This window comes from Pseudoalteromonas sp. SG41-2 (assembly GCF_014164535.1).
In the GTDB taxonomy this organism is placed as follows: Bacteria; Pseudomonadota; Gammaproteobacteria; order Enterobacterales; family Alteromonadaceae; genus Pseudoalteromonas; species Pseudoalteromonas rhizosphaerae.
In genome coordinates this window covers 1-26,266 of the sequence record NZ_JACJFK010000021.1, presented here as the reverse complement: position 1 = coordinate 26,266, position 26,266 = coordinate 1, and the positions used below count along the sequence as shown (strand labels likewise).

At 41.6% G+C, this 26,266-nt stretch carries 22 protein-coding genes and 5 tRNA genes; 5 read left to right on the top strand and 22 right to left on the bottom strand.

Translation table 11 applies throughout. From position 1 onward, the window contains the following. The 5 genes from H5186_RS16120 to H5186_RS16100 form a co-directional block, all read right to left on the bottom strand. Positions 1 to 1,587, bottom strand: a complete 1,587-nt coding sequence (locus H5186_RS16120) for a sodium:solute symporter (RefSeq protein WP_182718009.1) — start codon at positions 1,585 to 1,587, stop codon at positions 1 to 3. Positions 1,588 to 1,703: 116 nt separating this feature from the next. Then, complete coding sequence (locus H5186_RS16115; protein ID WP_182794677.1) at positions 1,704 to 2,468, bottom strand: L,D-transpeptidase; 765 nt, start codon at positions 2,466 to 2,468, stop codon at positions 1,704 to 1,706. After that, positions 2,465 to 3,577: a dipeptide epimerase gene (locus H5186_RS16110; RefSeq protein ID WP_149981738.1), complete on the bottom strand. Its 1,113-nt coding sequence runs from the start codon at positions 3,575 to 3,577 to the stop codon at positions 2,465 to 2,467. The genes H5186_RS16115 and H5186_RS16110 overlap by 4 nt, the downstream gene beginning before the upstream one ends. Positions 3,578 to 3,586: 9 nt before the next feature. Further along, positions 3,587 to 4,969 carry an NlpC/P60 family protein gene (locus tag H5186_RS16105; RefSeq protein ID WP_182760996.1) on the bottom strand — a complete coding sequence of 461 codons (1,383 nt, stop codon included), beginning with the start codon at positions 4,967 to 4,969 and terminating at the stop codon, positions 3,587 to 3,589. A gap of 53 nt (positions 4,970 to 5,022) precedes the next feature. Continuing rightward, complete coding sequence (locus H5186_RS16100) at positions 5,023 to 6,360, bottom strand: hypothetical protein (RefSeq protein WP_182760995.1); 1,338 nt, start codon at positions 6,358 to 6,360, stop codon at positions 5,023 to 5,025. Positions 6,361 to 6,508: 148 nt separating this feature from the next. Here H5186_RS16100 and H5186_RS16095 point away from each other — a divergent pair, with 148 nt between their 5' ends. Next, on the top strand, positions 6,509 to 8,524 hold the full coding sequence (locus H5186_RS16095) for a TonB-dependent receptor (RefSeq protein WP_182760994.1): 2,016 nt from the start codon (positions 6,509 to 6,511) through the stop codon (positions 8,522 to 8,524). 158 nt (positions 8,525 to 8,682) lie between these two features. Here the strand turns inward: H5186_RS16095 and H5186_RS16090 are convergent, their stop codons facing one another. The 12 genes from H5186_RS16090 to xerD form a co-directional block, all read right to left on the bottom strand. Then, positions 8,683 to 10,050: an alkaline phosphatase PhoX gene (locus tag H5186_RS16090; RefSeq protein WP_149981742.1), complete on the bottom strand. Its 1,368-nt coding sequence runs from the start codon at positions 10,048 to 10,050 to the stop codon at positions 8,683 to 8,685. 668 nt (positions 10,051 to 10,718) lie between these two features. Beyond that, positions 10,719 to 10,795, bottom strand: a tRNA-Arg gene (locus H5186_RS16085). Between the two features lie 134 nt (positions 10,796 to 10,929). Beyond that, positions 10,930 to 11,006 (bottom strand) — tRNA-Arg (locus tag H5186_RS16080). 80 nt (positions 11,007 to 11,086) lie between these two features. Further along, positions 11,087 to 11,163: transfer RNA gene (locus tag H5186_RS16075), tRNA-Arg, on the bottom strand. Between the two features lie 45 nt (positions 11,164 to 11,208). Beyond that, positions 11,209 to 11,285 (bottom strand) — tRNA-Arg (locus H5186_RS16070). Positions 11,286 to 11,322: 37 nt separating this feature from the next. Continuing rightward, positions 11,323 to 11,415: transfer RNA gene (locus H5186_RS16065), tRNA-Ser, on the bottom strand. 129 nt (positions 11,416 to 11,544) lie between these two features. After that, complete coding sequence (locus tag H5186_RS16060; protein ID WP_145240843.1) at positions 11,545 to 11,727, bottom strand: hypothetical protein; 183 nt, start codon at positions 11,725 to 11,727, stop codon at positions 11,545 to 11,547. A 279-nt stretch (positions 11,728 to 12,006) separates the two neighbouring features. Next, a complete protein-coding gene (gene lysS / locus H5186_RS16055; RefSeq protein ID WP_145240841.1) occupies positions 12,007 to 13,542 on the bottom strand; it encodes a lysine--tRNA ligase in 1,536 nt (511 codons plus the stop codon). 26 nt (positions 13,543 to 13,568) lie between these two features. Then, positions 13,569 to 14,667 (bottom strand): peptide chain release factor 2 gene (gene prfB / locus H5186_RS16050; RefSeq protein ID WP_145240838.1). Its coding sequence is split into 2 segments (ribosomal slippage): positions 13,569 to 14,591 and positions 14,593 to 14,667, totalling 1,098 coding nucleotides; the frame shifts between segments, so codons are not numbered across the junction. Between the two features lie 154 nt (positions 14,668 to 14,821). Beyond that, positions 14,822 to 16,543, bottom strand: a complete 1,722-nt coding sequence (gene recJ / locus H5186_RS16045) for a single-stranded-DNA-specific exonuclease RecJ (protein WP_182740130.1) — start codon at positions 16,541 to 16,543, stop codon at positions 14,822 to 14,824. Positions 16,544 to 16,618: 75 nt separating this feature from the next. Then, complete coding sequence (gene dsbC / locus H5186_RS16040) at positions 16,619 to 17,347, bottom strand: bifunctional protein-disulfide isomerase/oxidoreductase DsbC (protein WP_145240834.1); 729 nt, start codon at positions 17,345 to 17,347, stop codon at positions 16,619 to 16,621. Between the two features lie 64 nt (positions 17,348 to 17,411). Further along, on the bottom strand, positions 17,412 to 18,365 hold the full coding sequence (xerD, locus tag H5186_RS16035; RefSeq protein WP_220491296.1) for a site-specific tyrosine recombinase XerD: 954 nt from the start codon (positions 18,363 to 18,365) through the stop codon (positions 17,412 to 17,414). An 80-nt stretch (positions 18,366 to 18,445) separates the two neighbouring features. Here xerD and fldB point away from each other — a divergent pair, with 80 nt between their 5' ends. Next, complete coding sequence (gene fldB, locus H5186_RS16030) at positions 18,446 to 18,967, top strand: flavodoxin FldB (RefSeq protein WP_149981789.1); 522 nt, start codon at positions 18,446 to 18,448, stop codon at positions 18,965 to 18,967. A gap of 196 nt (positions 18,968 to 19,163) precedes the next feature. Here fldB and H5186_RS16025 read toward each other — a convergent pair whose 3' ends face one another. The 5 genes from H5186_RS16025 to betI all read right to left on the bottom strand — a co-directional run bounded on the left by H5186_RS16025 (position 19,164) and on the right by betI (position 24,982). Continuing rightward, a complete protein-coding gene (locus H5186_RS16025) occupies positions 19,164 to 19,871 on the bottom strand; it encodes a TorF family putative porin (protein ID WP_145240814.1) in 708 nt (235 codons plus the stop codon). A gap of 32 nt (positions 19,872 to 19,903) precedes the next feature. Next, positions 19,904 to 21,121: a BCCT family transporter gene (locus tag H5186_RS16020; RefSeq protein WP_182718003.1), complete on the bottom strand. Its 1,218-nt coding sequence runs from the start codon at positions 21,119 to 21,121 to the stop codon at positions 19,904 to 19,906. Positions 21,122 to 21,256: 135 nt separating this feature from the next. Further along, positions 21,257 to 22,927 carry a choline dehydrogenase gene (gene betA, locus H5186_RS16015; protein ID WP_182794676.1) on the bottom strand — a complete coding sequence of 557 codons (1,671 nt, stop codon included), beginning with the start codon at positions 22,925 to 22,927 and terminating at the stop codon, positions 21,257 to 21,259. Beyond that, on the bottom strand, positions 22,927 to 24,390 hold the full coding sequence (gene betB / locus H5186_RS16010) for a betaine-aldehyde dehydrogenase (protein WP_145240808.1): 1,464 nt from the start codon (positions 24,388 to 24,390) through the stop codon (positions 22,927 to 22,929). Before betB ends, betA begins: the two co-directional genes overlap by 1 nt. Position 24,391: 1 nt before the next feature. Beyond that, positions 24,392 to 24,982 (bottom strand): transcriptional regulator BetI, encoded by a 591-nt coding sequence (gene betI / locus H5186_RS16005; protein WP_145240806.1) that lies wholly within the window; start codon positions 24,980 to 24,982, stop codon positions 24,392 to 24,394. Between the two features lie 299 nt (positions 24,983 to 25,281). Between betI and H5186_RS16000 the strand changes: the two genes are divergently transcribed. Genes H5186_RS16000 through H5186_RS15990 form a run of 3 tightly spaced genes read left to right on the top strand, consistent with a single transcriptional unit; the run spans position 25,282 to position 26,109 of the window. After that, entirely contained in the window at positions 25,282 to 25,506 is a 225-nt protein-coding gene (locus tag H5186_RS16000) for a DUF4177 domain-containing protein (RefSeq protein WP_145240804.1), read from the top strand. A gap of 4 nt (positions 25,507 to 25,510) precedes the next feature. Continuing rightward, positions 25,511 to 25,723, top strand: a complete 213-nt coding sequence (yidD, locus tag H5186_RS15995; protein WP_220491300.1) for a membrane protein insertion efficiency factor YidD — start codon at positions 25,511 to 25,513, stop codon at positions 25,721 to 25,723. Positions 25,724 to 25,740: 17 nt separating this feature from the next. Continuing rightward, positions 25,741 to 26,109 (top strand): TM2 domain-containing protein, encoded by a 369-nt coding sequence (locus H5186_RS15990; RefSeq protein ID WP_182718001.1) that lies wholly within the window; start codon positions 25,741 to 25,743, stop codon positions 26,107 to 26,109. Positions 26,110 to 26,266: the final 157 nt, after the last annotated feature.

Genomic DNA, 26,266 nt, shown 5'->3' with positions numbered 1-26,266 from the left:
CTATTGGGCTCCTACAGCTGACTGGCCGCGCTGGGCAAGTTGAGGTTTACCTAAACAACACACTAGAGTCGACAACGCAGTACCAATACATAACTGCCAAGTAAAGCCTAAATAGAAGCGATCTGCTGCCGGCAATAACCAATCAATGATGTATGGTTGCATGAATAAAGTGATCATAAAGCCGACAATTAACGCCGCCAATACTGAGCCTTCACTGCCACGTTTAGTAAATAGTGTTGTAAAATACACGCCCAGTAAACCACTGTACGAAAACACCATGACACTCAGCGCAAACTTAAGAAGCGGCATATCACTGTATTGCTGCCAGAAATAACAAACTATGGCCATTAATGCTAATGATAGGCTCACAACCGCCATGCCAATACGCCCGGCTTTAACAAAATGGTTATCGGCAACTTGCTTATTTTTAGCTGCTAAATAAGGTCGATATAAATCTTGTACAATGACCGACGACATCGAGCTTAAACCGGAGTTTAATGTTGAAATGGCCGCGGCAATGATACCGACGCTAACTAAACCTTTAACACCAGCAGGAGCCTCATTAAGTACGTAGTACATAAAAATAGTGATTTTTTCACCATTAAATTCTTGTACGACTTGCGCACCGTCACTGTTCATTAATGCTGGCTGCTGATAAACGATATAAAGTAATAAACCAATAAAGATAAATACCAACATCACGGGAATAACCATCACGATAGAAAGTAGTAATGCTTTACTGCCTTCTTTGTCACTCTTACACGTCAGTAGACGCTGTGTCATATCTTGATCAAGACCAAAGGCGGCAATGTTAAGTAATACAAAGCCGGTTAATACCGACGCCATATTGAACACCCCACTTGGGCCAAAATCTAAATCAAATTTGAAAATCGCCAGCTTTGAATCAGCACCGGGGGTTGGCTCATTTAAGGTTGCTAAAATAGTTGAAAAATCAGCGGGGATCAGTACCAACAAACACCAGATAACGGCAATCGCAGCACTGACATATACGACACTTTGCAGCACATCAGAATAAATTACACTGCGAATACCACCAAATACGGTATACAACAAACCCGCAAGTGCTAATAGCAAAGTCGCTATAATCACACTTTCTGCGGCTATATTACCGTATAAAATCATCGCTACTGCAATCGCGGCCATATATAGACGTGCGCCACTGGCGAACACTCGGCCAAATAAATACATTAAGCCGCTGCGGCGTTTAGCTTTTGGCCCTATGCGCTTTTCAAGCAGTTCATAAACGGTGTACACTTTTTGTTGATAAAACTTAGGGATCAGAAAAATAGAAACAATAAATGCAGCTATGAATGCGCCAATGTTCGTCGCTAAATACGATAAATCACCTTGATAACCTTGATCAGGTCCACCAATAAAAGTGGCAGCAGACTGTGAAGTAGCTAATACCGAAATAGCCACCATCCAGGTCGGCATACTATTACCGCCTAAAAAGAAGTCTTTACTTGAGTTGGCGCGCTTACGGTTAAACCACCAACCACTGAGTAATAAAATTGCTCCGTAGCTTGCGAATACGAGCCAATCAAGCAAGGTGTATTGTGCACTCATTTATTATCCCAATTTCAAACCAATTAATGGAATATATTATTCCATTAAATTAATAAAAAGAAAACAATTTTATTATTTACTTTGTAAAGCCACGCGATCGCGTGGCTGTACACGTATTATTTAATCGCTGGTAACTTCCAAAGCAATTGTTTTTGTTGATATTGTTCGCTAGGTAAGCTCACTAACAATGGTTTTTTCTGTTCATCTAACCAAGCTAACAAGGTATCCATATTCTGCTCAGTCATTGCAGTACAACCGGCAGTTGGTTTATTTTCTGCGCGCCATAAATGCATAAAGATACAACTGCCTGCACCATCAACATTTTGACTATTGTGCTTAACCATTAAGCCTTTTTTGTAAAGGTTATCTTGGCTGTAAATATCACGGCGCATCCACTCAGACGAGTCTTTGACAGCAGCCTCTCCTACCACTGACTTATTAACTAGCTGGTTATAAAATGGCGAACCTTTGACATCAACACAATAGTCGTCAGCAGTCATACCTTGGTAGGTCATATTGGTTTTTAATGAATCTAAATAACCAAACGCGGTGCCGAGTTCAAAAATACCAGCGGGAGCTTTACCATCGCCTTCTTGTTTTTGTTCGCCCGCTTGAGCTGGGTGTAAACCAATACCCCACGCAAGACCGGTGCGCCCAAGTACCACACTGTGACCTTGGCCTTGTTGTTGCCATTGTCCTGCAACACGCTCAAATCGATACAATTGTGCGGCAATGGCTTGCCAATCATCTGCAACCACCACCACTAACTGTTGGCTTTGCTGTGGGATAACTGCAGCACTTGCAGCTGCTGATGTACTTGCACTATTTGCACAGCCGCTGAGGGCTGCAGTGGTGATTAATGTTATTATTATTTTTTTCATAACGGCCAAATTCCATCGTTTATCGGTTGTAATGTGTCGATACTTTTAATCCCCAAGCCAGGACCATCACTTAACGTGATCGCTGGGCCATTAAATTCCACACCGCCTTGCACCGGATCATATTGTCCAAGCGCTGGACCGTCTAAGTCTATTTTACTGATCTGCTGGGCTTTTGCAGACGCTAAATGCGCAGCACCTGCAACGGCAATACTGCCTTCTAACATGCAACCGATCATACAATCAGCTTGATACTGTGCAGTAATATTGGCAATTTCAATAGCACGACTTAAGCCACCCGTTTTCATGACTTTGATATTGATAATATCAACAGCATTTTGCTCTAATAATTGAATTACTTGCTTGGGCGAAAAGGCACTTTCGTCAGCCATGATCGGCGTATTTACCCGCTCAGTAATATACTTTAAACCTTTAAAATCATCACTTTTCACTGGCTGTTCAACAAGTTCTAATTCAACATTGTGGCTTTCTAATTGCCGTAAAGCAAACACCGTTTGTTTAGCATTCCAGCCCTGATTTACATCCAAACGAATTTGCGTTTGCTGGCCAAAACCTTGATAAATCGCCTTCACTCGTTCGATATCTTGCTGTAAATCATTGCCAATTTTTACTTTTAAAATATCAAAACCTTGCGCTACAGCCACAGCACAATCACTGAGCATTTTATCAATATTATCAACGCTAATAGTGATATCAGTTCGTAATGTTTGACTACCACCGCCGAGCAATTTATACAGCGGCGCTTGATATAATTTACCCCACAAGTCATACACAGCCAGCTCGAGTGCGGCTTTAGCGCTGTAATTTGCCACCACACTTGATTGGATCACTTGGCAAATTTGATTGAGGTTTTCGATTTCCATACCAATTAGTTTTGGCGCTATAAATTGTTTAATAACGCTAAGGATACTTTGGTGAGTATCGCCGGTTATTACTGGCGTAGACGCCGCAGCACCATAGCCAATTTCGCCTTTATCGGTTTCAATTAACACCACTAAGTCTTCAATATAGCTCACTTCACGCAGCGCTGTTTTGAACGGCGTAACTAATGGCACTTTAAGTTTGGCAAAACGTATCGCCGTAATCTTCATTTTTAACTCCTAGCGAATACGCTTAATATTATAAGTACGGTCTAAATAGCTCTGAGTTTGCGATAAACGCAGTGGCAATAAAGGCGTTACCGATACCCCATTAAGTGAACTTGAATAAAAACTACCATCAGCCTTGTTATAACCCAACCCTTTAACATCATGGATCACATACGGTTGACCGTCTTGTTCACCTAAGTACATCATTACATGGCCTGGTATATAAATTAAATCGCCCACTTGCATGTTATTAACTACCGCTAATTTATCGCTTTCATTGCTGGTTTTATCAAAACGGTGATTAGTACCATACTCCCCCTTCCCCTGCTGACCTGAATTACGCGGCATTAATAGACCAAATGATTTATATATTTCGCCAACAAAACCAGTGCAGTCACGGCCATTATAGTCGTGTCCCCAACCGTAGCGTTCGCCTAAAAATTTAAACCCTTGTTTTATTAAATGCTGTTGGGTGTAAGGTAAATACCCTAAATGCACATCACTGCTGCGACTGATCAAGGCAGGCTTAATAACTAACTGACCTTGTTCCCCGCGGGTTGGCAGTTGCACAACATAATTAGCGTAGGTGTTTTGGCCATTTAATAAATGAGGGGTTTTTTCTGCAGGCATTAGAGGCAGACGAACGCCCATGTCCAATTGCACTTGCGATGTAGTGGCATCATTAGGCACGTAAGCAGTATTTACTTTTGCGCCAGTTATCAATAAAAAGTCATCGTTATTTTTAAATTCACGAAGTGTGCTTTTATTCGATATCGCAATATCAGCTTTGGGCGCCCATGCTAGATAGTTATAAGCGCGCACAAGTAACCATTTCTTATCGGCACTTTCATGCAAAATAGCCACTGTATCACCGGGGAACAATCCGCTTTCTTGAAAACGGTCTAAGTCATTATCTAAGCCACTATTTAATACTCGGTCCGACGTTGGAAAAGTACGCAGGACTGAGCGCTTTACCACCATGGCATAACTAACTTGATTATTATCTGCCACAGCGTCTAAATTCAAATTGGCTAGATATTTTGCAAAATGCTTATTACTTAATGCCACGCCATTAGGGTAAAAACGCGGGCTTTTTGGTACCGCACTAATACTGAGAATATATGCCTTTAACTGCTCACGAGTTAGCTGAGAGGCAAAATCGAGTGGATCGACAATATGTTCATTGTCAGCAATCAATTGTTTATTAAATGCCGCGATTTGCGCTGCACTCATCAGAGTTTTATCTGTCACTTGGCTTAACCAGTGCTGCGGGGTTAATTGAGATTGAGTGACCCCGATGACATCTGATTGCCACGTGTTAGCCGCCGCAATGACGGGTGCCATGGTAATAATACTTGCTAATGAAATACTCAGGGCGATAAATGTATGTCGCATTCGTGGGTTCCCTATTATCAATTTGCTTGGTAAGTCGTGCTGTGTGCTACTTATTATTGCTTTTGCGGTATCAGTAACTGTTTAAATGCATGCGTAAAATTAGCCTGCATTTTTAAGCCAACCACGGCTAAATTTTTTTCACTTGCACCTGGCACACTATTTTGTGCCGCTAAGGTAAATTCGCGTCCACCTTGAATAAACGGTAAGTAAACATGAGCCAACATGACAGTTTCTGTGGTTGAGCGTGTTTCGCTTGGACCCCAACCTATTTTTTGCCAAACTCGCCATTGCCCCTGCGTTAACTCGTCTAAAATTTGTTTTGCTGGGCGAGTATCGTCTGGTGCAAGCGCTTGCGCTAAAGAGTCAGTGATCATTTGACTGAGCCCTTGCATCATACCACCCACTTTAGCGGTTTTATCCGTATTGCCGGTGCCATTAAATAGTACATCAATGTCTTGTGCTTGTAGTAAAGGCTGCTGAGTTAAGGGCTCTCGAGTGTGGCTTGCTAAACGTTTTAACCACTCAGCTTGAGCCAAAGTTGTCATGGCTTTATTACCGGTTAAACCACAGCCATCACACCGGTAGTCTAAATAAGCAGGATCATCGGTATTAACAGTAAAATAAGCGATATTGCTAGCAATAACATCACTATCAGTACTTTGCCAACGAATCGTGCTAGGAGTAAAAATCTCTGTAGCATAAGCACCTTTAAACATAATGCGAGAATCATTAAGCTTTAGCCAATTATCTGCAAATAAATTACTTAAATAATCACGCCCAGCAACATTAATAAAGTAGCTCGCTATTGCATTAGAGTTTCCATCAGCGCTGCCAAAATGCTCGTAGCTATTAATACTAGTGATCAAATCAGCAACATTGCTATCACCTATTAGCGCATGTGCACCAAGCTCTGGGTTTATTTGCCGTACTTTTGCAATTGCACCGCTAAAAGCTTGAATTTTAGATGAACTCCATGGCTCATATAAATCATTCTGGGTACCATTTGCTAAATAACGATACGCTAGTTGGTTACCTTGCTGTTGGTAATCAATTACTAACAACTTACCCTGCGATGTCGGAATATCAAAATAGTGCCAATCTGCTGCCACGCGTTGCTGCCACCCTAACTGACTATAATTAACCTGCGCCGCCGTTTTATAGTGCGATTGCGCAACACGATTAGCAACTAAATGCGCCTGCATAGGAATATTTGTTAAATCAGCCGGTAAGACAGGCGCAGCCAACATCACCTGTTGATAGAACGTCTTATGTTGCTCTTGTAACGATACAACAGTCTCTTGCTGTGGCTGACTCTGACAGCCAAAAAGCCCAGTTACTAAGCTCACACTGAAAACATTCAGCCCCGCTTTTTTCAGTTTCATTACAATCAAAATTAAATTCCTTATGATTTTTATTTTTGGAATATTTTATTGAAAATAACATATTTTCCACAGCAAGCAAATATTTGCATCCGATTAACATCTTAAAACGTACTAGTATTAAATATAAACATTTCGATCTATTTATAAGGAAATGATAATGCGCACTTTTTTAATTCTATCTGGTAGCTTGTTTTGCTCTACCAATGTACTTGCAAACATTGAAGAAATTACCATATACGGACACCGCACGGGACTTATTGGTGAGGCTATTAGTGCATCAAGTGGCGTAATTGGCCAAGGTGAAATAGAAAACCGTCCAATGTTACGTAGCGCAGAAATGCTAGAACTGATCCCAGGTATGGCCGTCACACAGCACAGCGGCTCAGGTAAAGCTAATCAATATTTTATTCGCGGTTTTAATCTCGATCATGGTACTGACTTTGCCACCAGCATTGATGGTATGCCAATTAATATGCGCAGCCATGGGCATGGTCAAGGCTACACCGACCTTAACTTTATTATTCCTGAAACAATTTCGACTATAGATTATCAAAAAGGTGCGTATGGCGCCGCTCAAGGTGACTTTTCGACCGCTGGCAGTGCTGAATTTAATCTAGCTGATAATCCAAAACATCAACAACTTGACTTTACAATTGGCAAAGACAATTACCAACGCGTGATGGCATTAGGCTCGATTGGAATTGCTAACGGGAAAATTATTATTGCCGGTGAGTGGCAAGGTTATGATGGCCCTTGGCAAGATATCAATGAAGATGTAGATAAAAAAAATGCCCTAGTACGCTATGTAGGTAAAGCATGGGATGGCGATTTATCTGTCACGGCAATGGCTTATGACAACAGCTGGAATTCCGCAGATCAAATTCCACAACGGGCTGTAGACCAAGGTATTATCAGTGCACTAGGTTCACTCGATACGACCGTAGGCGGCAGCTCTAGTCGCTATAGTTTATCGGCAAACTGGCAAGGCCAGCACATTAAAGCCAATGCCTATGTGATCAACTACGACATGGACTTGTTTTCTAACTTCTCTTACTTTTTAAATGATCCTATTCATGGCGATCAGTTCCAACAAGTCGATAGCCGGACAATTAGTGGTGGCGCACTGAGTTATCAATTTGCTGATACTCTTGCAGATATGCTAATCCAGCATACAGTTGGTGTGGAATATCGCCGCGATGATATTGATCAAGTTGGTTTATACAATACCAAGCAGCGCCAACGCTTAAGTACTGTGCGTGAAGATGCTGTAGACGAAGCCAGCTACTCAGCCTATTGGCAATCACAAGTAAATTTAAGCCAAGCACTCGAAGCCACATTTGGTGTGCGTTATGATTACTTTGACGCAGATGTTGATAGCAATAACAGTATTAATTCAGGCAGTGCAGATGATGATTTGGTTAGCTTTAAAGCCAGCTTAAATTACCTGTTTAATGACAACCTAGCCGGTTATGCCAACTGGGGGCAGTCGTATCATTCAAATGATGCACGTGGAGCAACTATTAAACAAGATCCGGTGACACTTGAGTCTGCTGATAAGGTTGATTTACTGGTGCAAAGCAATGGCGCAGAGCTGGGTTTACGCTACTTTGATCAACAACGGTTTAATTTATCAGCAGCATTCTGGTGGCTAAGCTTAGATTCTGAATTATTATTTGTGGGTGATGCGGGTAACACTGAAGCCAGTGATGCATCAAAACGCTACGGTTTAGAGCTCAGTGCGTATTATTGGCTTAATGATGCCTTGAGTTTAGACGCCGAGGCCTCATTTACACATTCACGCTTAGATATCGATTCAAATGACGATCGAATTGAAGGTGCAGTGCCTGTGGTTGCCAGTACTGGCATTAATTGGCATATTACCCAGCAGTGGCAGTCTTCACTGCGCGTACGCCACATTGGCAAACGTATACTCAGTAGTGATGGCGATAAACGCTCAGAGCCGCTTACAGTCATTAATGGTTTAGTAAGTTATCAACAAACGCATTGGAAAGTGGGCCTTGAGCTATTAAATATATTTGATAGTACGGATCACGATATTGACTACTTTTACACGTCACGCTTAGCTGGTGAACCTATTGAAGGCGTTGAAGATAATCACTTCCACCCGATTGAGCCGCGTACCCTGCGCCTAAACTTCAGCCTGTTATTTTAGTTTGGTTATTGTTATTAATAATTGAGCTAAATACTTTGCTGATCCGGTTTATACTTTAAGGTATGAAGCGGATCAGCAAGGCTGCATTTTAAATTAACTCACTTAGCACTACTAAATAGCCATAGTGCACTTGTATATAAGCATTAAATAATCACCAGTTAGCCTTTAAAACTCTGCCATGGTCCTGTGATCGCTAATGTTTTTGTTGGTGAATACACATTAACAAATAAGGTGTTGCCATCAGCAGAAAAACAAGCTCCCGCCAACTCGGTTTGCGCTGTTAAGCGGGCAAAATTATATACATCACCACTAGGTGTTACGCCACGTAAATGGTTATCTACCACGTCGGTATACTGATCTTCACAAACGATCAAGTGCCCGTTAGGTGCAACAGTGAGATTATCACCAAAGTTAAATAACGACTTATCTGTGCTTTCTACAAATAGTTGAACGTGTCCTGGAGCTAGATGCTCTTTATCTGTTCCTTCAAATGCTGATGGTTGATACTTCATCACTTGACCAAGCTGCTTTTGACCACCATTAGTGCAACAAAAATAAAGTTCTTTTTCACCCCAATGTATCCCTTCACCACGAGCGAAAAGTGCAGCGCCTTGTTTGTGGCCGCGTATTCTTAAATCGTCTTTTGGACTTTCAGGTTGCGCCAAATCAACCCATTCAACGGCCATATTGTGTTGTAAAGGCATTACCCCTGTAACCCAATTACGAGTATCAAACTGTGGCTGTGCTTTAATCATCATAGCTTGAAGTTTACCTCCTTTACTCAACTTACCGTATTCATTAGGAATAAAACGATAAAATAAACTATCGCCTTTGTCTTCTGTCAGATAAACAATACCGGTTGTTGGATCAACAGCAGCTGCTTCGTGGTTAAACCGCCCCATTGCCTTGAGAGGCTCAGGGTTTACTAGTCCTTTAGCGTTGGCTGGTATCTCAAAAATATAACCGTGATCTTGATTAAAGCCATCCGCTTTAGTCAGAACAGTCTCTTCGCAAGTAAGCCAACTACCCCATGGGGTAATACCACCTGCACAATTGCGGATCGTGCCAGTGAGTGACAAATATTCTTGCTCTTTTTTACCGGTTTTTAAATTATAAATAATATGACTTGTGCCTCCTGGCAAAGCAACACCTTGCGCAGTAGTGTCATAAGCAAATGACGTTTTATGCGTTTGTAAGCTAACATCTGCTTTTGCTAAATCAGTTGGTTTTAATTCATGGTTTCTGACTAATGCAACCCGCTCATCATCAAGGGCAATACAGCCCATACCATCGGCTTTATCTGGCACTGTAAAGCCATCATCCATTTTATCACCCAGTTTTGATATAACTTGATAGCTAAACCCTGCTGGTAAATCGAGTAACTTGTTAGGATCAGTCACTAACGGACCATAGGCACTTAAATGCTCACTCACGTCAAGAAATGGTACTTTGCCAAAAGTACTACGAGAAAGCCCCATAAAAGCGAGTGTACCGGCACTAATAATAAATTGTCTTCTTGAGATCATCGTAAAACTCATAGTGTGATAAAATAACAGGCATATGATAAATGAAATTATCCTATAAAAACGGCCTCCATAAAAAGTTCATACAATTGTCATATCTCAAAGCAAACCTCATTGACAGTTGCTCTATTAAATTTCAGGCATAAAAAAACCGACTCTCGTCGGTTATCTTCTATTAACTTTAATAGTAATAGAAAGTGGTGGGCGCAGGACGTATCTTCAAAGAGTGAACCTTCGACCACTCGGTTGGTGGTTTCAACTTTAAAAAGCGCGGGATAAACCCGAGCCTACAGCAAATTTCAGGCATAAAAAAACCGACTCTCGTCGGTTATCTTCTATTAACTTTAATAGTAATAGAAAGTGGTGAGCGCAGGACGTATCTTCAAAGAGTGAACCTTCGACCGATCGGTTGGTGGTTTCAACTTTAAAAAGCGCGGGATAAACCCGAGCCTACAGCAAATTTCAGGCATAAAAAACCGACTCTCGTCGGTTACCTTCTATTAACTTTAATAGTAATAGAAAGTGGTGAGCGCAGGACGTATCTTCAAAGAGTGAACCTCTGACCGCTCGGTTGGTGGTTTCAACTTTAAAAAGTGCGGGATAAACCCTAGCCTACAGCAAATTTCAGGCATAAAAAAACCGACTCTCGTCGGTTACCTTTAAATAGAAAGTGGTGGGCGCAGGAGGATTCGAACCTCCGACCGCTCGGTTCGTAGCCGAGTACTCTATCCAGCTGAGCTATGCGCCCACATTCTATTTTGATTTTAAAGTCTTACTTTGACTGACGCATTAAGCTAATTAATAACAAAGCTTATTACGGATTTTAAAAATAAAAAAACCGACCATGTGTCGGGCTCTTTATAAATTAACACTAATAGAAAGTGGTGGGCGCAGGAGGATTCGAACCTCCGACCGCTCGGTTCGTAGCCGAGTACTCTATCCAGCTGAGCTATGCGCCCACATTCTATTTCGATTTTAATGTCTTCTCTGACATATTAGTATGCAATAACTAATATAACTCTCAGTAGTAAATAAAAAGTGGTGGGCGCAGGAGGATTCGAACCTCCGACCGCTCGGTTCGTAGCCGAGTACTCTATCCAGCTGAGCTATGCGCCCACTTTTGATTTACTTATTTATTCTCTAAGCAGAGTGTGTAAAGAATGGTGGGCGCAGGAGGATTCGAACCTCCGACCGCTCGGTTCGTAGCCGAGTACTCTATCCAGCTGAGCTATGCGCCCATTCTTTACTTTACAAGATAACCATTTATAAAATAAATGGCGGAGAAGGAGGGATTCGAACCCTCGATAGAGCTACAAACCCTATACTCCCTTAGCAGGGGAGCGCCTTCGGCCACTCGGCCACCTCTCCGTCTTGTGGGGCGTATAATAAAGATTTCAGAAAATATGTCAAACACTTTTCTTGTTTAAAGTAACTGTATGGTTAGAGAACGCCCATAACAGCCAAAAAAGAGTCAACTTTGTTTAATCGTTAATCAAATTAAGAAGTTTTAATATCAGCAGATACACCGAGAACAGGCACTAATTCGTCAGTTAATTGTTCGAGATATTGATCTTGGTAGCCTAATTGCTGAAATTCAGCAATACATGCTCGATAATAGGTTTCTCTTTGTAATTCAATACTGAGTACTTCAGAGGGTGAATCAGGTTTATTATCTTTCATATAAAATCCGTTTATATAAGCCCTTTAGATTGACGTGAGTTTAAAAAACCATGCTTTATGCTGTTTTTTCAGTCAATAGTTTAGCTAAACTTAGAAATAATGCTCGTTCATTTTGATGATTTTATATAATTAATTTTTATTTTTAAATAATTCAATACGTTAAAATTAAAATTTTATTATTACTAGGCTAGTATAATTTCCATTGATGGGACCCGCTACAGACACAAAAACGCCGCTATTAAAGCGGCGTTTATAATATCAACTTAATCTAACATAGCATTAGTCAGCTTGTGGGCGCATATGCGGGAACAAGATAACATCTTTAATTGTTGATGAGTCAGTAAATAGCATCACTAAACGGTCGATACCAATCCCCTCACCTGCCGTAGGCGGAAGGCCATACTCAAGTGCGCGAATGTAATCTTCGTCGTAGTGCATTGCTTCATCATCGCCGGCGTCTTTTTCTTCCACTTGGCGAGTAAAGCGCTCAGCTTGATCTTGTGCATCATTAAGCTCAGAGAAACCATTTGCAAGCTCACGGCCACCAACAAAGAATTCAAAACGGTCAGTAACAAATGGGTTTTCATCGTTACGACGAGCAAGTGGTGATACTTCCCACGGGTAACCGGTGATGAAAGTCGGTTGAATAAGCATGTGCTCTGCTGTTTCTTCAAAGATTTCACATAAGAACTTACCTGGGCCCCACACACAATTTTCAGGAATTTTAACGTGCACTTGCTTTGCGTACGCTTTTAATTCGTCAAAGTGATTTTCTGGATCATTGAATACTGCAGCATTAAACTCAGGATTATATTTTAAAATCGCATCCGCCATACTTAAACGGGTAAACGGTTGGCCAAAGTCATACTCTACTGAGTCAACCACTTCGCCGTTCTCGTTTTTAGTCGTATTAACAACGATTGGGCTACCCAATACGTTAGTCGCAACAGTACGCAACATGTCTTCGGTGATGTTCATCAGGTCAATGTAATCAGCGTAGGCTTGGTAGAATTCGATCATAGTGAATTCTGGGTTGTGACGCGTTGATAACCCTTCGTTACGGAAGTTACGGTTAATTTCAAATACACGGTCAAAACCACCTACTACTAAACGTTTTAAGTAAAGCTCTGGTGCAATACGTAAGTACATATCGATATCAAGTGCATTGTGATGAGTCACGAATGGACGCGCAGATGCACCACCAGGGATAACCTGTAGCATTGGCGTTTCAACTTCCATAAAGTCACGATCTGCTAAGAAGCGACGAATACCTTCAACTACTTGTGAACGAATACGGAACGTTTCACGGGTTGCTTCATTAGTGATCAAATCAACATAACGTTGGCGGTATTTAGTTTCTTGATCAGATAAGCCATGGAATTTTTCAGGAAGTGGACGTAGTGACTTAGTCAGTAATTGATACTCTGTCATTTCTACGTATAAATCGCCTTTACCTGATTTATTAAGCGCACCTTTAACACCAATGATATCGCCGGTGTCTAATTGACCGTACTTTTCTTTCAGATCTTTTTGAACATCTTTTGATGCATACGCTTGCACACGACCTTTCATGTCTTGAATTACAAAGAATGGTCCGCGTTTAGCTAGGATACGACCCGCGATAGACACAACGTGGTTAAGCTCTACTAATTCTTCTTTACTCTTATCACCAAACTCGGCCTGTAAGTCTGCCGTGTAATGCTCACGACGGAATTGATTTGGATGACCGTTAGCAGGGCAATTGGCGCGAATAGCGTCTAATTTGCCACGACGCTCAGCGATTAACTTATTTTCGTCTTGGATTTGATCAGTCATTTTTTAGCTCTTTTTTAGCTTGGTGGTTATAGGCCAGATTTTAAGCTGGCTTCAATAAATTTATCTAAATTGCCGTCAAGTACCGATTGGGTATTACGGTTTTCAACGCCGGTACGTAAATCTTTAATGCGCGCATCATCAAGTACGTATGAACGTATTTGACTGCCCCAGCCGATGTCAGATTTGGCATCTTCTTGGGTTTGCTTTTCAGCATTTTGCTGCTGTAGCTCAAGCTCAAATAACTTCGCTTTTAACTGCTTCATCGCTTGTGCTTTATTTTTATGTTGAGAGCGTTCGTTCTGACACTGCACTACCGTATTTGTCGGTACGTGGGTAATACGTACCGCAGATTCTGTGGTATTTACGTGCTGACCACCCGCGCCTGATGCACGGTATACGTCGATACGTAAATCAGCCGGATTAATATCAATCTCAATATTATCGTCAACTTCTGGATAAACAAATGCAGAAGCAAACGAGGTATGACGACGGCCACTTGAATCAAATGGGCTTTTACGTACTAAACGATGAACCCCAGTTTCTGTACGTAACCAGCCATACGCGTATTCACCAACAAAGCGCACGGTTGCGCCTTTAATACCGGCAACATCACCGTCAGTGGCCTCTACCAGTTCAACTTTAAAGCCTTTGGCTTCACCCCAGCGTAAATACATGCGTAATAACATGTTACACCAGTCTTGAGCTTCTGTACCGCCTGAGCCTGATTGTAAATCAAGGTAAGCATCATTTGCGTCATGTGCGCCAGAGAACATGCGACGAAATTCTAAACCTTCAAGCTGTTCGTTTAAGTCTGTCAGTTCGCTTTGTGCTTCATTGAAGGTCTCTTCATCTTCTGCTTCAACTGCAAGTTCAAGCAACCCTTCAACATCGTCAGTACCAGTTACTAGATTATCGATAGTTTCAACAACCGCTTCTAATGCTGACTTTTCACGACCTAGTGCTTGTGCTCGCTCGGGCTCATTCCATACGGCTGAATCTTCAAGTTCGGCGTTAACTTCTTCTAAACGTTCTTGTTTAAGAGCGTAGTCAAAGGTACCCCCGAAGCAGTTCAGTACGTTCGCGAATTTCCTTGATTTGATTAATCACAGGATTCACTTCAAACATGTACATTACTCCAAAATGGCTGGTTTACGCGGCTAATCGCCAGGTAAAATTATGCTAATAATTATTTAAATTTTGCTTTAAATAATAAAACGCCCGATTTTAACAAAAAACCGTGCGTTTTATTAGTACTTTATGCATCGATAATAGATATTTTTTAAGCTACTTTTTGCAGCTCACGGACAATTAACTGTAATGAAAATTTACCTCTAAACTCATTGATATCGAGCTGATAGGCCAATTTCACCAAGCGCGCTTCAGTATCAGGCCACTCGCGCACATCAATACCGAAGGCAATAGCATCAACCAAACGCCCTGAACGGTGTTTTAATACCAGCTTTAAGTGCTTTTCACCAACAATGCGCTGCTGTACGAGTTCAAAAGTGTGTTCAAACACGGGTTCTGGAAATTGCTGCCCCCATGGCCCTGCTTGTTTGAGTACATTTGCAAACTCCATGCTAAAGCAGTCATCAGCAAGCTCGCCATCGGTTAAGATAATACAGCGTTTATGCTCTTCACTTAACTGCCCACTTACCGCCTGCTCAAACTCACGTTTAAACTCACTAAAGTGCTGCTCATTAATGCTCAGACCGGCCGCCATAGCATGACCACCAAATTTACTGATCAAATGTGGATGCAAGGTATTTAAGCGCTCAAGCAAGTCACGCATGTGCAAGCCTTCAATCGAGCGGCAAGAGCCCTTTATTTCACCGTTGTCGCCACCAGCAAAAATTACTGTTGGGCGGTGGTATTTCTCTTTTAAACGTCCCGCTAAAATACCGATCACACCTTGATGCCAGTCTTCTTGATATAAACAGATAGCATCCGGTGTTTGCTCATCGCTAAAAGCGAGCTTATCTAGCACGGCTTGTGCTTCAAGTTGCATGCCCTGCTCTATCTCTCGACGCTCATGGTTTAAACTATCCAGCTCAGCGGCTATGCGTCGCGCTTGATTGATATCAGTAGCTAGTAAGCAAGCTATGCCTAAACTCATATCATCTAAACGTCCTGCGGCATTTAAGCGTGGTGCAAGCGAAAAACCAAAATCACTGGCGCTTAAACGCGCTGCGTTACGATTAGCGACCTCAATCAGCGCTGTAATACCTGGGCGTGTTTTGCCGCTACGAATTCGCGCTAGACCTTGGTGAACTAAGGTGCGATTATTGGCATCCAGTGCCACCACATCAGCAACCGTACCTAGCGCTACAATATCAAGCAGATCGGCTAAGTTAGGCGGTGGTTGCTGCGCAAAATGACCAACATCACGCAATGCACTTCTAAGCGCAATCAATAAATAAAATGCAACCCCGACTCCTGCGATTGATTTTGATGGAAACTCACAATCATGGCGATTAGGGTTAACGATAGCGTCAGCATTGGGTAGTTGTTCGCCTTGCAAGTGGTGATCGGTAACCAGCACTTTAATGCCCGCGGCTTTTACAATTGCGATGCCAGCAATACAGGAAATACCATTATCAACAGTGATCACTAGATCTGGTGCCATAGTGACTATTTGCTCGGCCAACGCGGGACTTAAACCATAGCCTAAGCTGAATCTGTCTGGCACTAAATAGTCTAAATGAACAAAACCAAACATCGCTAAGCCTTGCATTAAGGTAGCGGTGCTGGTTGCGCCATCGGCATCAAAATCACCCACGATCAGCACTTTACTTTGCGCTCGCAGAGCATGTTGAAGTAAAGCGGTGGCTTTATCTATGTCTTTAAATAATTTGAAGTCATGCAAAGTGGCTGCGCTATTATTTAGCTCATCGGCATGATTAACTTGGCGGCTAGCATAAATTTGTTTAATAACAGGGTGCAAATGACTTGGCAGGTGTGAATCATCATGATGATCACGAGCAACAATTAATTTTTTCATGCAGGCGCGGTACTTTTAGATTAAGGAATAAAGACAAAAAAAGGCCTTAACGGCCTTTTTATAAAAAGCATAATACTATGACGATTTATTAGCGTCTAACGCAGCAGCTAATGCGGCCGCAGGCTGATAACCTGGGATCATCGTACCATCTTCTAAAATAATTGCTGGTGTACCGCTAATGCCAAAACTTTGGCCAAGCTGATAATGTTCTGCAACTGGGGCATGACAACCGGCCATTACTTTTGTATCAGCGCCCGATTTTGCTGCTGTCATTGCTTCTTGTTGATCTTTAGCACACCAAACATTCATTAGATCTGCATAGCCTGAGCCTTGTAAACCACCACGTGGAAACGCTAAATACTTAACGGTAATACCCGCTTCAAGTAAATCATCAAGCTCGCGGTGTAACTTACGGCAATAACCACAGCTAATATCAGTAAACACAGTTATGCTATGTTTCTCATTTTTAGCTTTGTAAACAATCATTGAGTCTTCGTATTGCGCTAGGCCTTCTTTACGAACGCCATTAAGCGCTTGCTCGGTTAGATTGTTACGGTTATTTAAATCAATCAAGGTGCCTTGCATTAAGTATTGACCATCTGCGCTTGCATACAGCACGCCTTTATCAGTGATCAACTCTTTTAAACCGGCCACTGGGCTTGGGCTAATTTGCTTAACAGTAACACCTAGCTCTGCAAACTTAGTCACGATTGGATCGTTGGCATCAGGAATGGCTGCAACGCCATTGGCAAACGCACTTATACTGGTGCCTAATATCGCACCGGCTAATACTAACTTTTTCATAATGTTCTCTTATATCCTGATAATTCTTAACTACTCAGACCGCCGAAGTACGAAAAAATTCTCACTAAGCGCGCGGATGATGTTGTTGATGTACCAATTTTAACCGTTCATTAGCTACATGGGTATAAATTTGTGTGGTTGATAAATCACTATGCCCTAACATCATCTGTACAACCCTTAGGTCAGCACCATGATTTAGTAAGTGTGTTGCGAACGCATGGCGCAACGTATGGGGCGATAAAGGCGATTCAACTGCTGCCAAAATAGCATAGTGTTTAATACGATGCCAAAAAGTTTGTCGAGTCATACCGACTCCACGCTTTGACGGAAACACAAAATCGGTGGCATGTTTGATCATTTGCGCGCGCCCCACTTTTAAAAATTGCTCGAGCCAATACATAGCCTCTTCGCCAAGCGGCACCAAACGCTCTTTATTACCTTTACCTTTAACAAACACCACCGCTTGGCGCAAATTAATTTGTTCAATACGCAACCCAACTAACTCGCTAACCCGTAAACCCGTTGCATATAATAGCTCTAACATAGCTTTGTCGCGCAAGCCCATCGGCTCTTCAACATTAGGCGCCGCCAAAAGTGCTTCTACTTCATTTTCTGACAACGTTTTCGGCAATGATAGGCCCGCTTTAGGCTGAGCAATATTTACCATTGGCGAATCAGTAATGTGTTTTTCACGCACAAAGTATTGGTAAAAGCGCTTTAACGCGCTAATACTGCGCGCCGTACTGCGAGGCTTTAAACCTAAATCAACACGATGCGCTAAATAGCTTTCAATATCTTGGCCACTCACGGTGAGCAAATCTTGACCTTTTAAAAAGTGGCAAAATTTATCCAAGTCGCTGCGATACGCAGATAAAGTGTTATCGCTTACGTGTTGTTCTAAATAGAGGTTATCTAAAAAAGATTCAAGATAATCGCTATTACCGAGTAGTTCGTCGTGATCTGTAATGGCTGAGTCTAATGACTCATGATCAGGTAACGTGGTCACAGTTATTCTCATAGTTATCAAGGTATCAATTAATAATACCTTACGGTAAACTTCAGCCTATCATATCAGGCAAATACACAGTGATAAATACGATGCAAATTGGTTTATTTTATGGTTCTACCACATGCTATACAGAAATAGCAGCAGAAAAAATTCGCGATATTATCGGTCAAGACATTGTCAGCCTGCATAACATCAAAGATGAACCATTAAAAAATGCAGAAAATTACGACTTTATCATCTTTGGTATCTCCACATGGGATTTTGGCGAGTTACAAGAAGATTGGGAGTCGATTTGGGACGACATTAAAGATGTTGATCTCAATGGCAAAACCATCGCTTTATTTGGCATGGGCGATCAACAAGGTTATGGTCAATGGTTTCAAGATGCACTTGGTATGTTACATGATGAAATAAGTAGCCAACAATATACTTTATTAGGATTGTGGCCGAACGACAGCACGTATGAGTTTGAAGCCTCTAAGGCACTCACCGAAGATGGCAAACACTTCGTTGGTTTAGCCCTTGATGAAGACAGCCAATACGAACACAGTGATGAGCGTATCGCTAACTGGGTTGAACAGATCATGACTGAGTACAGCGAGACATTATAAATCTCGCTGCGTAACACTGATAAGCGCAACAACGAATAGCTAAATTTACGGTTTAACAATGGCCTTATATGTTTCACCAATTAATCAATACATAGTTTATTTTCTATGTAACAAATGATAACGAATCATCTATGACTTATAGATATAATGCGCGGCTTTATGCCGCGCATGTAAAAAGTATTGCCTAGCACTGTAATTATAGTGAGAATGTACGGCCTATCGACAATACAATACGCTCATCTGCAGTATCAATATCTAGGCTGGTGTTCTCGCCCGCTACCTCAATGTCAAAACCCGCTAAACTTGTTTGATAAGCAAGACGATAGTGGTTATACGATTTACCATCGGTATCCCATGCAAACTTATCGCCATCGAGTGAATTTGAAATATCAAAGCTGGCACGCAGTGCGTGATTAGGTGCAAGTTCAATGGTGTGTGCAACCATAGAAATCACATGACCTGCGCCGGTACCAAAATAATCCCAGCTATACCAGAAGTTAAGCTCTGTTTGCCCTAACTCACTTGCGTAACCAAATTTAGTGTAAGCTTCAAAGTAGTTACCATCGCTTGAGTTGCTTTGCCCATGGTAACTGTAATACGCAAGGCCGTAATCAATACTGAGCGCTTCATTTAACTGCGCATAGCGACCGAAGTAAGCATCCCATTCAATATTTGTGTCGTCACCAAAGTCAACGTTTGACGCCCACGTGCCAGCATACATGCCTGACTCGCCAAATGAATAATCAAGGCTACCTTGTAGCGCTGGGTCGTTTTGCGTTTGGCTCACACCATTAAAGGTATAATCTGATGCGCCGGTTACGGTTGCTGACCAATCAGCCAATACTGAGGTTGAAAAAAGTGCAAACGGTAATGCGACTGCTAATAATGTTTTTTGTGTTGTCATGTTAATTCCTTCGCTACTGTATAAGCTAATATCTAGCTAGCTGATTCAATTTTTGTGTAGTCAATTTTGTTGTCTTTCGGCGAACTATCAATGTTACTCACAGTTTTAACTTTGCTATAGGCAATATAGGCTGCACACGCAAAGAACAAACCAATCACTAACACCCCGACCCACTGGATTTGTAGAAAGTTCTGCTTAAATAATAGGGTTAATAATGAAAGAGCGACAACATTTAGCGCAATATATTTAAATTTACCTAAACGTTTAACCGTCATACCCATATTGTCGGTGTATAAACGGATCAGTGAATCAAGCGAGTTGATCACAAACACTACGCCAACAAATACCATTGCAATATTTTTGATCCCTTGCGTAGCAATACCTGCTTCGTGATACTGATAAAGCACGCCAAACCAAATTGCGATTGGGATTGAAGGGAAAATTAACATTGCCCCCAATACTTGATAGGTTTTTAATCCACCGACAAAACGCGATGTGAATTGACCAATCATAATACTCCACGCAAACCACCAAAATAAATAAAACTCATGGTAATCATTGAGTGGCAGTACAAACTGATTAATATTGCCAAAGTAACTACCAATTAACGTTAAATTATTTGTAAAATCTGACACTTGGCCATTTTCGCCCATAAATGCGCCAAACCACATAAAACCAATTAGCGCTATAAATAACCAGGTAGTTGAAATACTTAGAAAACGTACATATTTAATATCGGTGCTTGAATACACCGCAAAGCAAATAGCTGCGAATACAATTAAATAAAATGACGGAATAATCGACTCACCATCACCTAGACTAGGTAAATACCAAGGTAGGTTAGAGAGCAATAAGAAAGCGGTGAAGGCACAAGTACCAATAATAACTACATTATTGATTAATTTAACCCAAGGAATTTCGAAAAATTTCACTTTAGGTTCTATTACACAGAAATAAAAGCACGTAAGGAAATAGAATCCCCAGATCAGAAAGCCCCAATAACCAAACTCGATAGCTAGTGGATTGGCAAACGCGTACTCTGGGCTTGCTTTTATGTCTGCATAACCTGCAAACTCAGTGAGTGGAAACATGATCAAGCCAACATCTAAGCCTGATGTGAATAAGATGGCGATAAAGGTAAATGTTCTTACCGGTGTGACGCCAACACACTTTACATTGCCCCATTTTACTAAAATTGCAACAATTGTTAGTAGGGTGAAAATAATGCCTGCGCTAAGCCATAAGGTCATAATTCCCTCCCCAAAATAAATGAAAATACATCATTATGTCTCCGTGTTTTTAGTCTCGCATTAACGCACCACAAACAACTTATGATGCGCGCCACTGCAAGCCCCACAGCACAAAGTATGCTGCAGGTGACTTTATTAGATCTCCGAACTACGCTGCACAGTTTGCCATTGAGATTCAACAGCAACCTTTGCTTGCGATTTACTAAGTGGTGGCCTACCTAAAATTAGATCAGCCGCTTTTTCTGCCACCATAATGGTTGGCGCATTTAAATTTCCGTTAGGAACCGTTGGGAAGATTGATGAATCCACCACATGCAGTCCCTCAATGCCATGTACTTGAGTGTTTGAGTTTACTACTGCCAGTTCATCTTCACCCATTTTGCATGAACATGAAGGATGGTAAGCACTCTCAACTGCCTGACGTACAAAAGCATCTATTTGTTCATCGGTTTGAATCTCTTTACCTGGTTGGATTTCGCCATCGCGGTAATCATCAAACGCACTTTGCTCAATGATTTCACGCGTTAAACGCACACAGGCTCTAAACCCTTCAATATCATCTTGATGCTGTAAATAGTTAAATTGGATCTTAGGTGCAACCGATGGATCAGCCGATTTAATTGTTACTGCACCGCGGCTTTTAGGTTTGTTATGCCCTACATGGACTTGAAAACCATGGCCATCAAAAGCACTTTTACCGTCATAACGAATTGCCGCAGGTAAAAAGTGATATTGAATATCAGGCCACTCAACCCCCGGTTTTGAGCGAATAAATGCACAAGATTCAAAATGATTAGTCGCCCCAAGACCGCTGCGGTTTAATAACCAACGCGCGCCAATAAGGCCCTTTGAAATAAGGCCAAGCTTGCCGTTTAAGGTAATTGGCTGCTTACACTTATACTGGAAATAAAACTCCAAGTGATCTTGCAGGTTTTGCCCAACTCCAGGTAAATGGTGCTTAACCTCGATACCTGCGGCTTTAAGTATTTCGCTGTCGCCAATACCCGAAAGTTGCAAGACATGCGGCGAACCAATCGGACCGGCACTTAAAATAACGTCTTTACTGGCCTTTGCCTTAACAATATCGCCATTAACTTTGTACTGCACGCCAACGGCTTTTTTGCCTTCAAGCAACACCTTTTCAGCCAACGCACCAGTAACAATAACTAAGTTTTTACGTGACTTCACTGGGTCTAAATATTCACGACTTGCAGAGCTGCGCACACCGTCTTTAACGGTCATGTGCATTGGACCAAAACCCTCTTGCTGCGCTGCGTTATAATCGTCAGTGGCTGCATATCCGGCTTGCTGGCCCGCTTTGATAAAGGCTTTATAAAGCGGGTTCGCCATTTCATTACCGTTGTTCACACCCAAAGGGCCACGATCACCACGATAGTCGTTTTTACCTAAATAGAATGATTCTGCTTTTTGAAAATACGGTAAACAGGATTGATAATCCCACCCTTGTGCACCATGTTGTTGCCATTCATCAAAGTCTTTAGCATGGCCACGTACATACACCATGCCATTAATAGATGATGAGCCACCTAACACTTTGCCACGCGGGCAGTGCATTTGACGATCATCTAGATACGGTTCAGCTTCACTATGAAACTGCCACGCGTATTTATCTGAATTCATCGGAATTGATAGCGCGGTAGGCATTTTAATAAAAATGCTTTTATCGCTGCCGCCAGTCTCTAATAATAAAACGCGGTTGCTGCTATCTTCGGATAAACGATTAGCCAGTACACAGCCTGCCGACCCTGCACCCACTATGATGTAATCATACGTTAGTGCAGTCATTAAAATGGGCTCTCTATATTAGTCATACCGACATAAATCGATTTAGTTTGGGTGTAATGATCAAGTGTTTCAATACCATTTTCACGACCGATACCTGACTGCTTATAACCGCCCACAGGCATTTCTGCTGGCGAATTGCCGTAGCTGTTGATCCAACAAATGCCTGCTTGCAGCTGATGAATAACACGGTGTGCGCGCTTAATATCTTTGGTAAACACGCCTGCAGCAAGGCCTAAGTGAGTATCGTTAGCACGGTGAATTACATCATCTTCGTCATCAAACGTTAATACGCTCATTACGGGACCAAAGATTTCTTCTTTGACGATCGTCATATCATCAGTGCAATCAATAAATACCGTTGGTGCAACAAAGTAACCGTTTGGTGCAGAGGCTGGGCTAAGCGTTTTACCACCCGTTAATAACGTTGCACCTTCGCTGATGCCTTTATCGATATAGCTCATCACTAATTGTTGATGCTTTTTGGAAATTAATGCGCCAAAGTTAACGTTAGGATCGAGTGGATCGCCCGCTATAATATTTTCTTCAGTGCGTGTTTTAAGCTCATCAATAAATTGCTGATAAACATTTTTGTGAACATAAATACGGGTGCAGTTAGTGCAAATTTCACCTTGCGTATAAAAATTACCTAACATTGCAGCACTTACTGCCTGTGAAATATCGGCATCATCAAATACTAGCAGTGGTGATTTACCACCAAGTTCCATGGTGACATCTTTTAATGAACCCGCAGCACTAGCAACTACTTTTTTACCTGTGCCTACTTCGCCGGTAAACGATACTTTCTCAATATCAGCTGATTGTGTTAACCACTGGCCAACTTCTGCTGCACCTTGCACCACGTTGAACACGCCTGCAGGTACACCCGCTTCGATGAATATTTCGGCAAGCTTAATTGCGCCAAGTGGCGTTTCTTCAGAAGGTTTAAAAATAAATGCATTTCCGGCAGCCAAAGCTGGGCCTGATTTCCAACAAGCGATTTGCAGCGGGTAGTTCCACGCACCGATTCCGGCACAAATCCCTAATGGCTCTTTACGGGTATAATAAAAATCTTCGCCAACCATTTGCTGCTGGCCAACTTGGGCAGGTGCTAGCCCTGCAAAATACTCGATTACATCAGCGCCAGTTTGCACATCAACACACTCGGCTTCTTGCCATGGTTTACCGGTATCTAGCACTTCTATTTTTGCAAGTAAATCATTACGCTCGCGCAATAATGCAACCGCTTTTAGTAAGATACGACTACGTTCAATCGGACTCATAGTTGACCATGCAGCAAATCCTTGTTTAGCACTTTGAATAGCCGCATTTTGAATAAACGCATCTGCCACTTCTACATAATAAATTACGTCATCTGTTGCTGGGTTTTTAACTGCAAATGTTTCGCCACTTTGATTTTTTAAAAAGTGACCATTGATAAAGTTTTGATAAACAGGTGTTGTCACATTAAGCTCCATACTGTTTGATAAGTGAACATACAAAGTTTTTTGCTAGCTGTTCACAATGTGCAAATTGATCTTGATCAGACTTACTTAGTACCGCTCTTAACCATAAGCCATCGATCATTGCCGCACATAATTGCGCTGCAAGTTTGGCTTCATCATCACCCATCAATTGTTTAAATGAGCTGACTAAATTACTAAGAAGTCGTCGGCTATTTACGTTCTGTAAGCGATGCAACTGAACATCGTGCATCGATTGCGCCCAAAAGCTTAACCAAGTTTTAGTGGTATCGCTGCGCTGTTGTAATCTGGCAAAGTTAGCTTCTATTATCAGCATTAACCTTTGCTCAGGGGTCGTTGTTGGCGTTACTTGTTTGATCAGCTCGTGTTTTAGATTGGTTAATAAATAACGCACAGTGGCTTCTATCAAGCCCTGCTTACCACCAAAATAATGACTAATAATGCCCGACGATAATCCTGCTTTTTTACTGATACTATTAATGGTTGTTGCTTGTAAGCCAAATTCAGCAACCGAACTAATAGTAGCGTCAATTAGCTGCTGACGACGGACAGGTTCCATTCCAACTTTAGGCATATTTTTATTAATTGAACGTTCAATAAAAATAAAGGTTAAAGTAATGGAACTGATAATTCAAGGTTGACAAACTGTGAATAGGCTAAAATGAAGAGAGCTAAGTGACCCTAAGTAACTGTACTAGCGTTGATAAATCGGCTTAGAAAAAAGTTGCGAAAAAAATTGAAAAACAGCTGTTTTTTAAGTAAATGATACAAAAATCAGCTATATTAGGTTGAAAATCATATCTGGTTAGTCTCAGGTGTCACTTTTAAAATCACAGAATTATCTATCAAAAAAAACAAACTATAGGAAACTCGATGTCTAATTTTAATGAATATAAAGTATTGCATGTTGTTGAAGGTGGCTGTGGCACATTGCTGCTAGGTTCGAGCGGGTTACCACTTAAAAGGCTAGAAGCAACACTTAATGATGAAGCACAAAATGGCTGGCAACTGGTATTTCAGGTTATCGAAAGCAAACGTTTTTTGCTATTTTGGTCACGCGAAGCTGTGATCTTAACGTTAGGCAGAAACCGTGCTTAAAGCAATGACGCTTAGTGCAATTCGCCGCTATCAAAAAAATGGCGGCGCTAAGGCACATTTTAATATTAGTTGTAATTTCAGTCCTTCCTGCTCAGAGTTTACTCATCAAGCAATTACTAAATATGGGCTAGTGAAAGGTCTGTTTATTGGCGTAAAAAGAATACGGCGTTGCAATAACCCCGACTGTGTAACCGTAAAATCCGATCCACTTCCTTAAGGCTTCTTATTAATGCCATGACATCAGAACAACTAAATGCTCAAGAAGAGCAGCTTCGTTCAGAAGTAAATGCATTGTCCCCTGAACAGCGTAAACTATTTTACCAGCAAGAAAAGCGTCTCGTTAAAGACCCTGATACTTATGCGGTACTGAATTGGTTTTTTGCCGCAGGTTTACACCACTTTTACTTAGGTAGATTTCAACGTGGTGCGGTGAATTTAACGCTGATGCTAATTGGCATACTCACTATTTATAGCTTTGGCGTATTTTTAATCATCGTCGTTTTGTTAATTGAATTACCACAGCTTTTTAAGAGTCAACGCATCGTCCATCAATATAACAATCAAGTTATGGCTGATATTCTAAAACAACTAACCGACTCTTGATTACTTAAAGCAAATGCTAGATACTGTTTTTTTATGGCTATGTTGTCTTTCGGTGTTGGTGAACTATAGTTAATGTACTGAAACCCAACAACGGCAGGTGCAATATGGCTTCCAAGCAGTTTCAAAATATACTACATCACATTACCAACTTAAATTA

Bases quoted from the DNA above. Each gene is read 5' to 3' on its own strand.
- H5186_RS16120 (WP_182718009.1), bottom strand. From the start codon at position 1,587: ATGAGTGCACAATACACCTTGCTTGATTGGCTCGTATTCGCAAGCTAC.
- fldB (WP_149981789.1), top strand. From the start codon at position 18,446: ATGCAAATTGGTTTATTTTATGGTTCTACCACATGCTATACAGAAATA.
- yidD (WP_220491300.1), top strand. From the start codon at position 25,511: ATGACGCTTAGTGCAATTCGCCGCTATCAAAAAAATGGCGGCGCTAAG.
- dsbC (WP_145240834.1), bottom strand. From the start codon at position 17,347: ATGAAAAAGTTAGTATTAGCCGGTGCGATATTAGGCACCAGTATAAGT.
- H5186_RS16110 (WP_149981738.1), bottom strand. From the start codon at position 3,577: ATGAAGATTACGGCGATACGTTTTGCCAAACTTAAAGTGCCATTAGTT.
- H5186_RS16090 (WP_149981742.1), bottom strand. From the start codon at position 10,050: ATGATCTCAAGAAGACAATTTATTATTAGTGCCGGTACACTCGCTTTT.
- H5186_RS16000 (WP_145240804.1), top strand. From the start codon at position 25,282: ATGTCTAATTTTAATGAATATAAAGTATTGCATGTTGTTGAAGGTGGC.
- betA (WP_182794676.1), bottom strand. From the start codon at position 22,927: ATGACTGCACTAACGTATGATTACATCATAGTGGGTGCAGGGTCGGCA.
- recJ (WP_182740130.1), bottom strand. From the start codon at position 16,543: ATGAAAAAATTAATTGTTGCTCGTGATCATCATGATGATTCACACCTG.
- betI (WP_145240806.1), bottom strand. From the start codon at position 24,982: ATGCCTAAAGTTGGAATGGAACCTGTCCGTCGTCAGCAGCTAATTGAC.
- H5186_RS16105 (WP_182760996.1), bottom strand. From the start codon at position 4,969: ATGCGACATACATTTATCGCCCTGAGTATTTCATTAGCAAGTATTATT.
- H5186_RS16025 (WP_145240814.1), bottom strand. From the start codon at position 19,871: ATGACAACACAAAAAACATTATTAGCAGTCGCATTACCGTTTGCACTT.
- xerD (WP_220491296.1), bottom strand. From the start codon at position 18,365: ATGAGAATAACTGTGACCACGTTACCTGATCATGAGTCATTAGACTCA.
- H5186_RS16095 (WP_182760994.1), top strand. From the start codon at position 6,509: ATGCGCACTTTTTTAATTCTATCTGGTAGCTTGTTTTGCTCTACCAAT.
- H5186_RS16020 (WP_182718003.1), bottom strand. From the start codon at position 21,121: ATGACCTTATGGCTTAGCGCAGGCATTATTTTCACCCTACTAACAATT.
- H5186_RS16060 (WP_145240843.1), bottom strand. From the start codon at position 11,727: ATGAAAGATAATAAACCTGATTCACCCTCTGAAGTACTCAGTATTGAA.
- H5186_RS16115 (WP_182794677.1), bottom strand. From the start codon at position 2,468: ATGAAAAAAATAATAATAACATTAATCACCACTGCAGCCCTCAGCGGC.
- H5186_RS15990 (WP_182718001.1), top strand. From the start codon at position 25,741: ATGACATCAGAACAACTAAATGCTCAAGAAGAGCAGCTTCGTTCAGAA.
- lysS (WP_145240841.1), bottom strand. From the start codon at position 13,542: ATGACTGATCAAATCCAAGACGAAAATAAGTTAATCGCTGAGCGTCGT.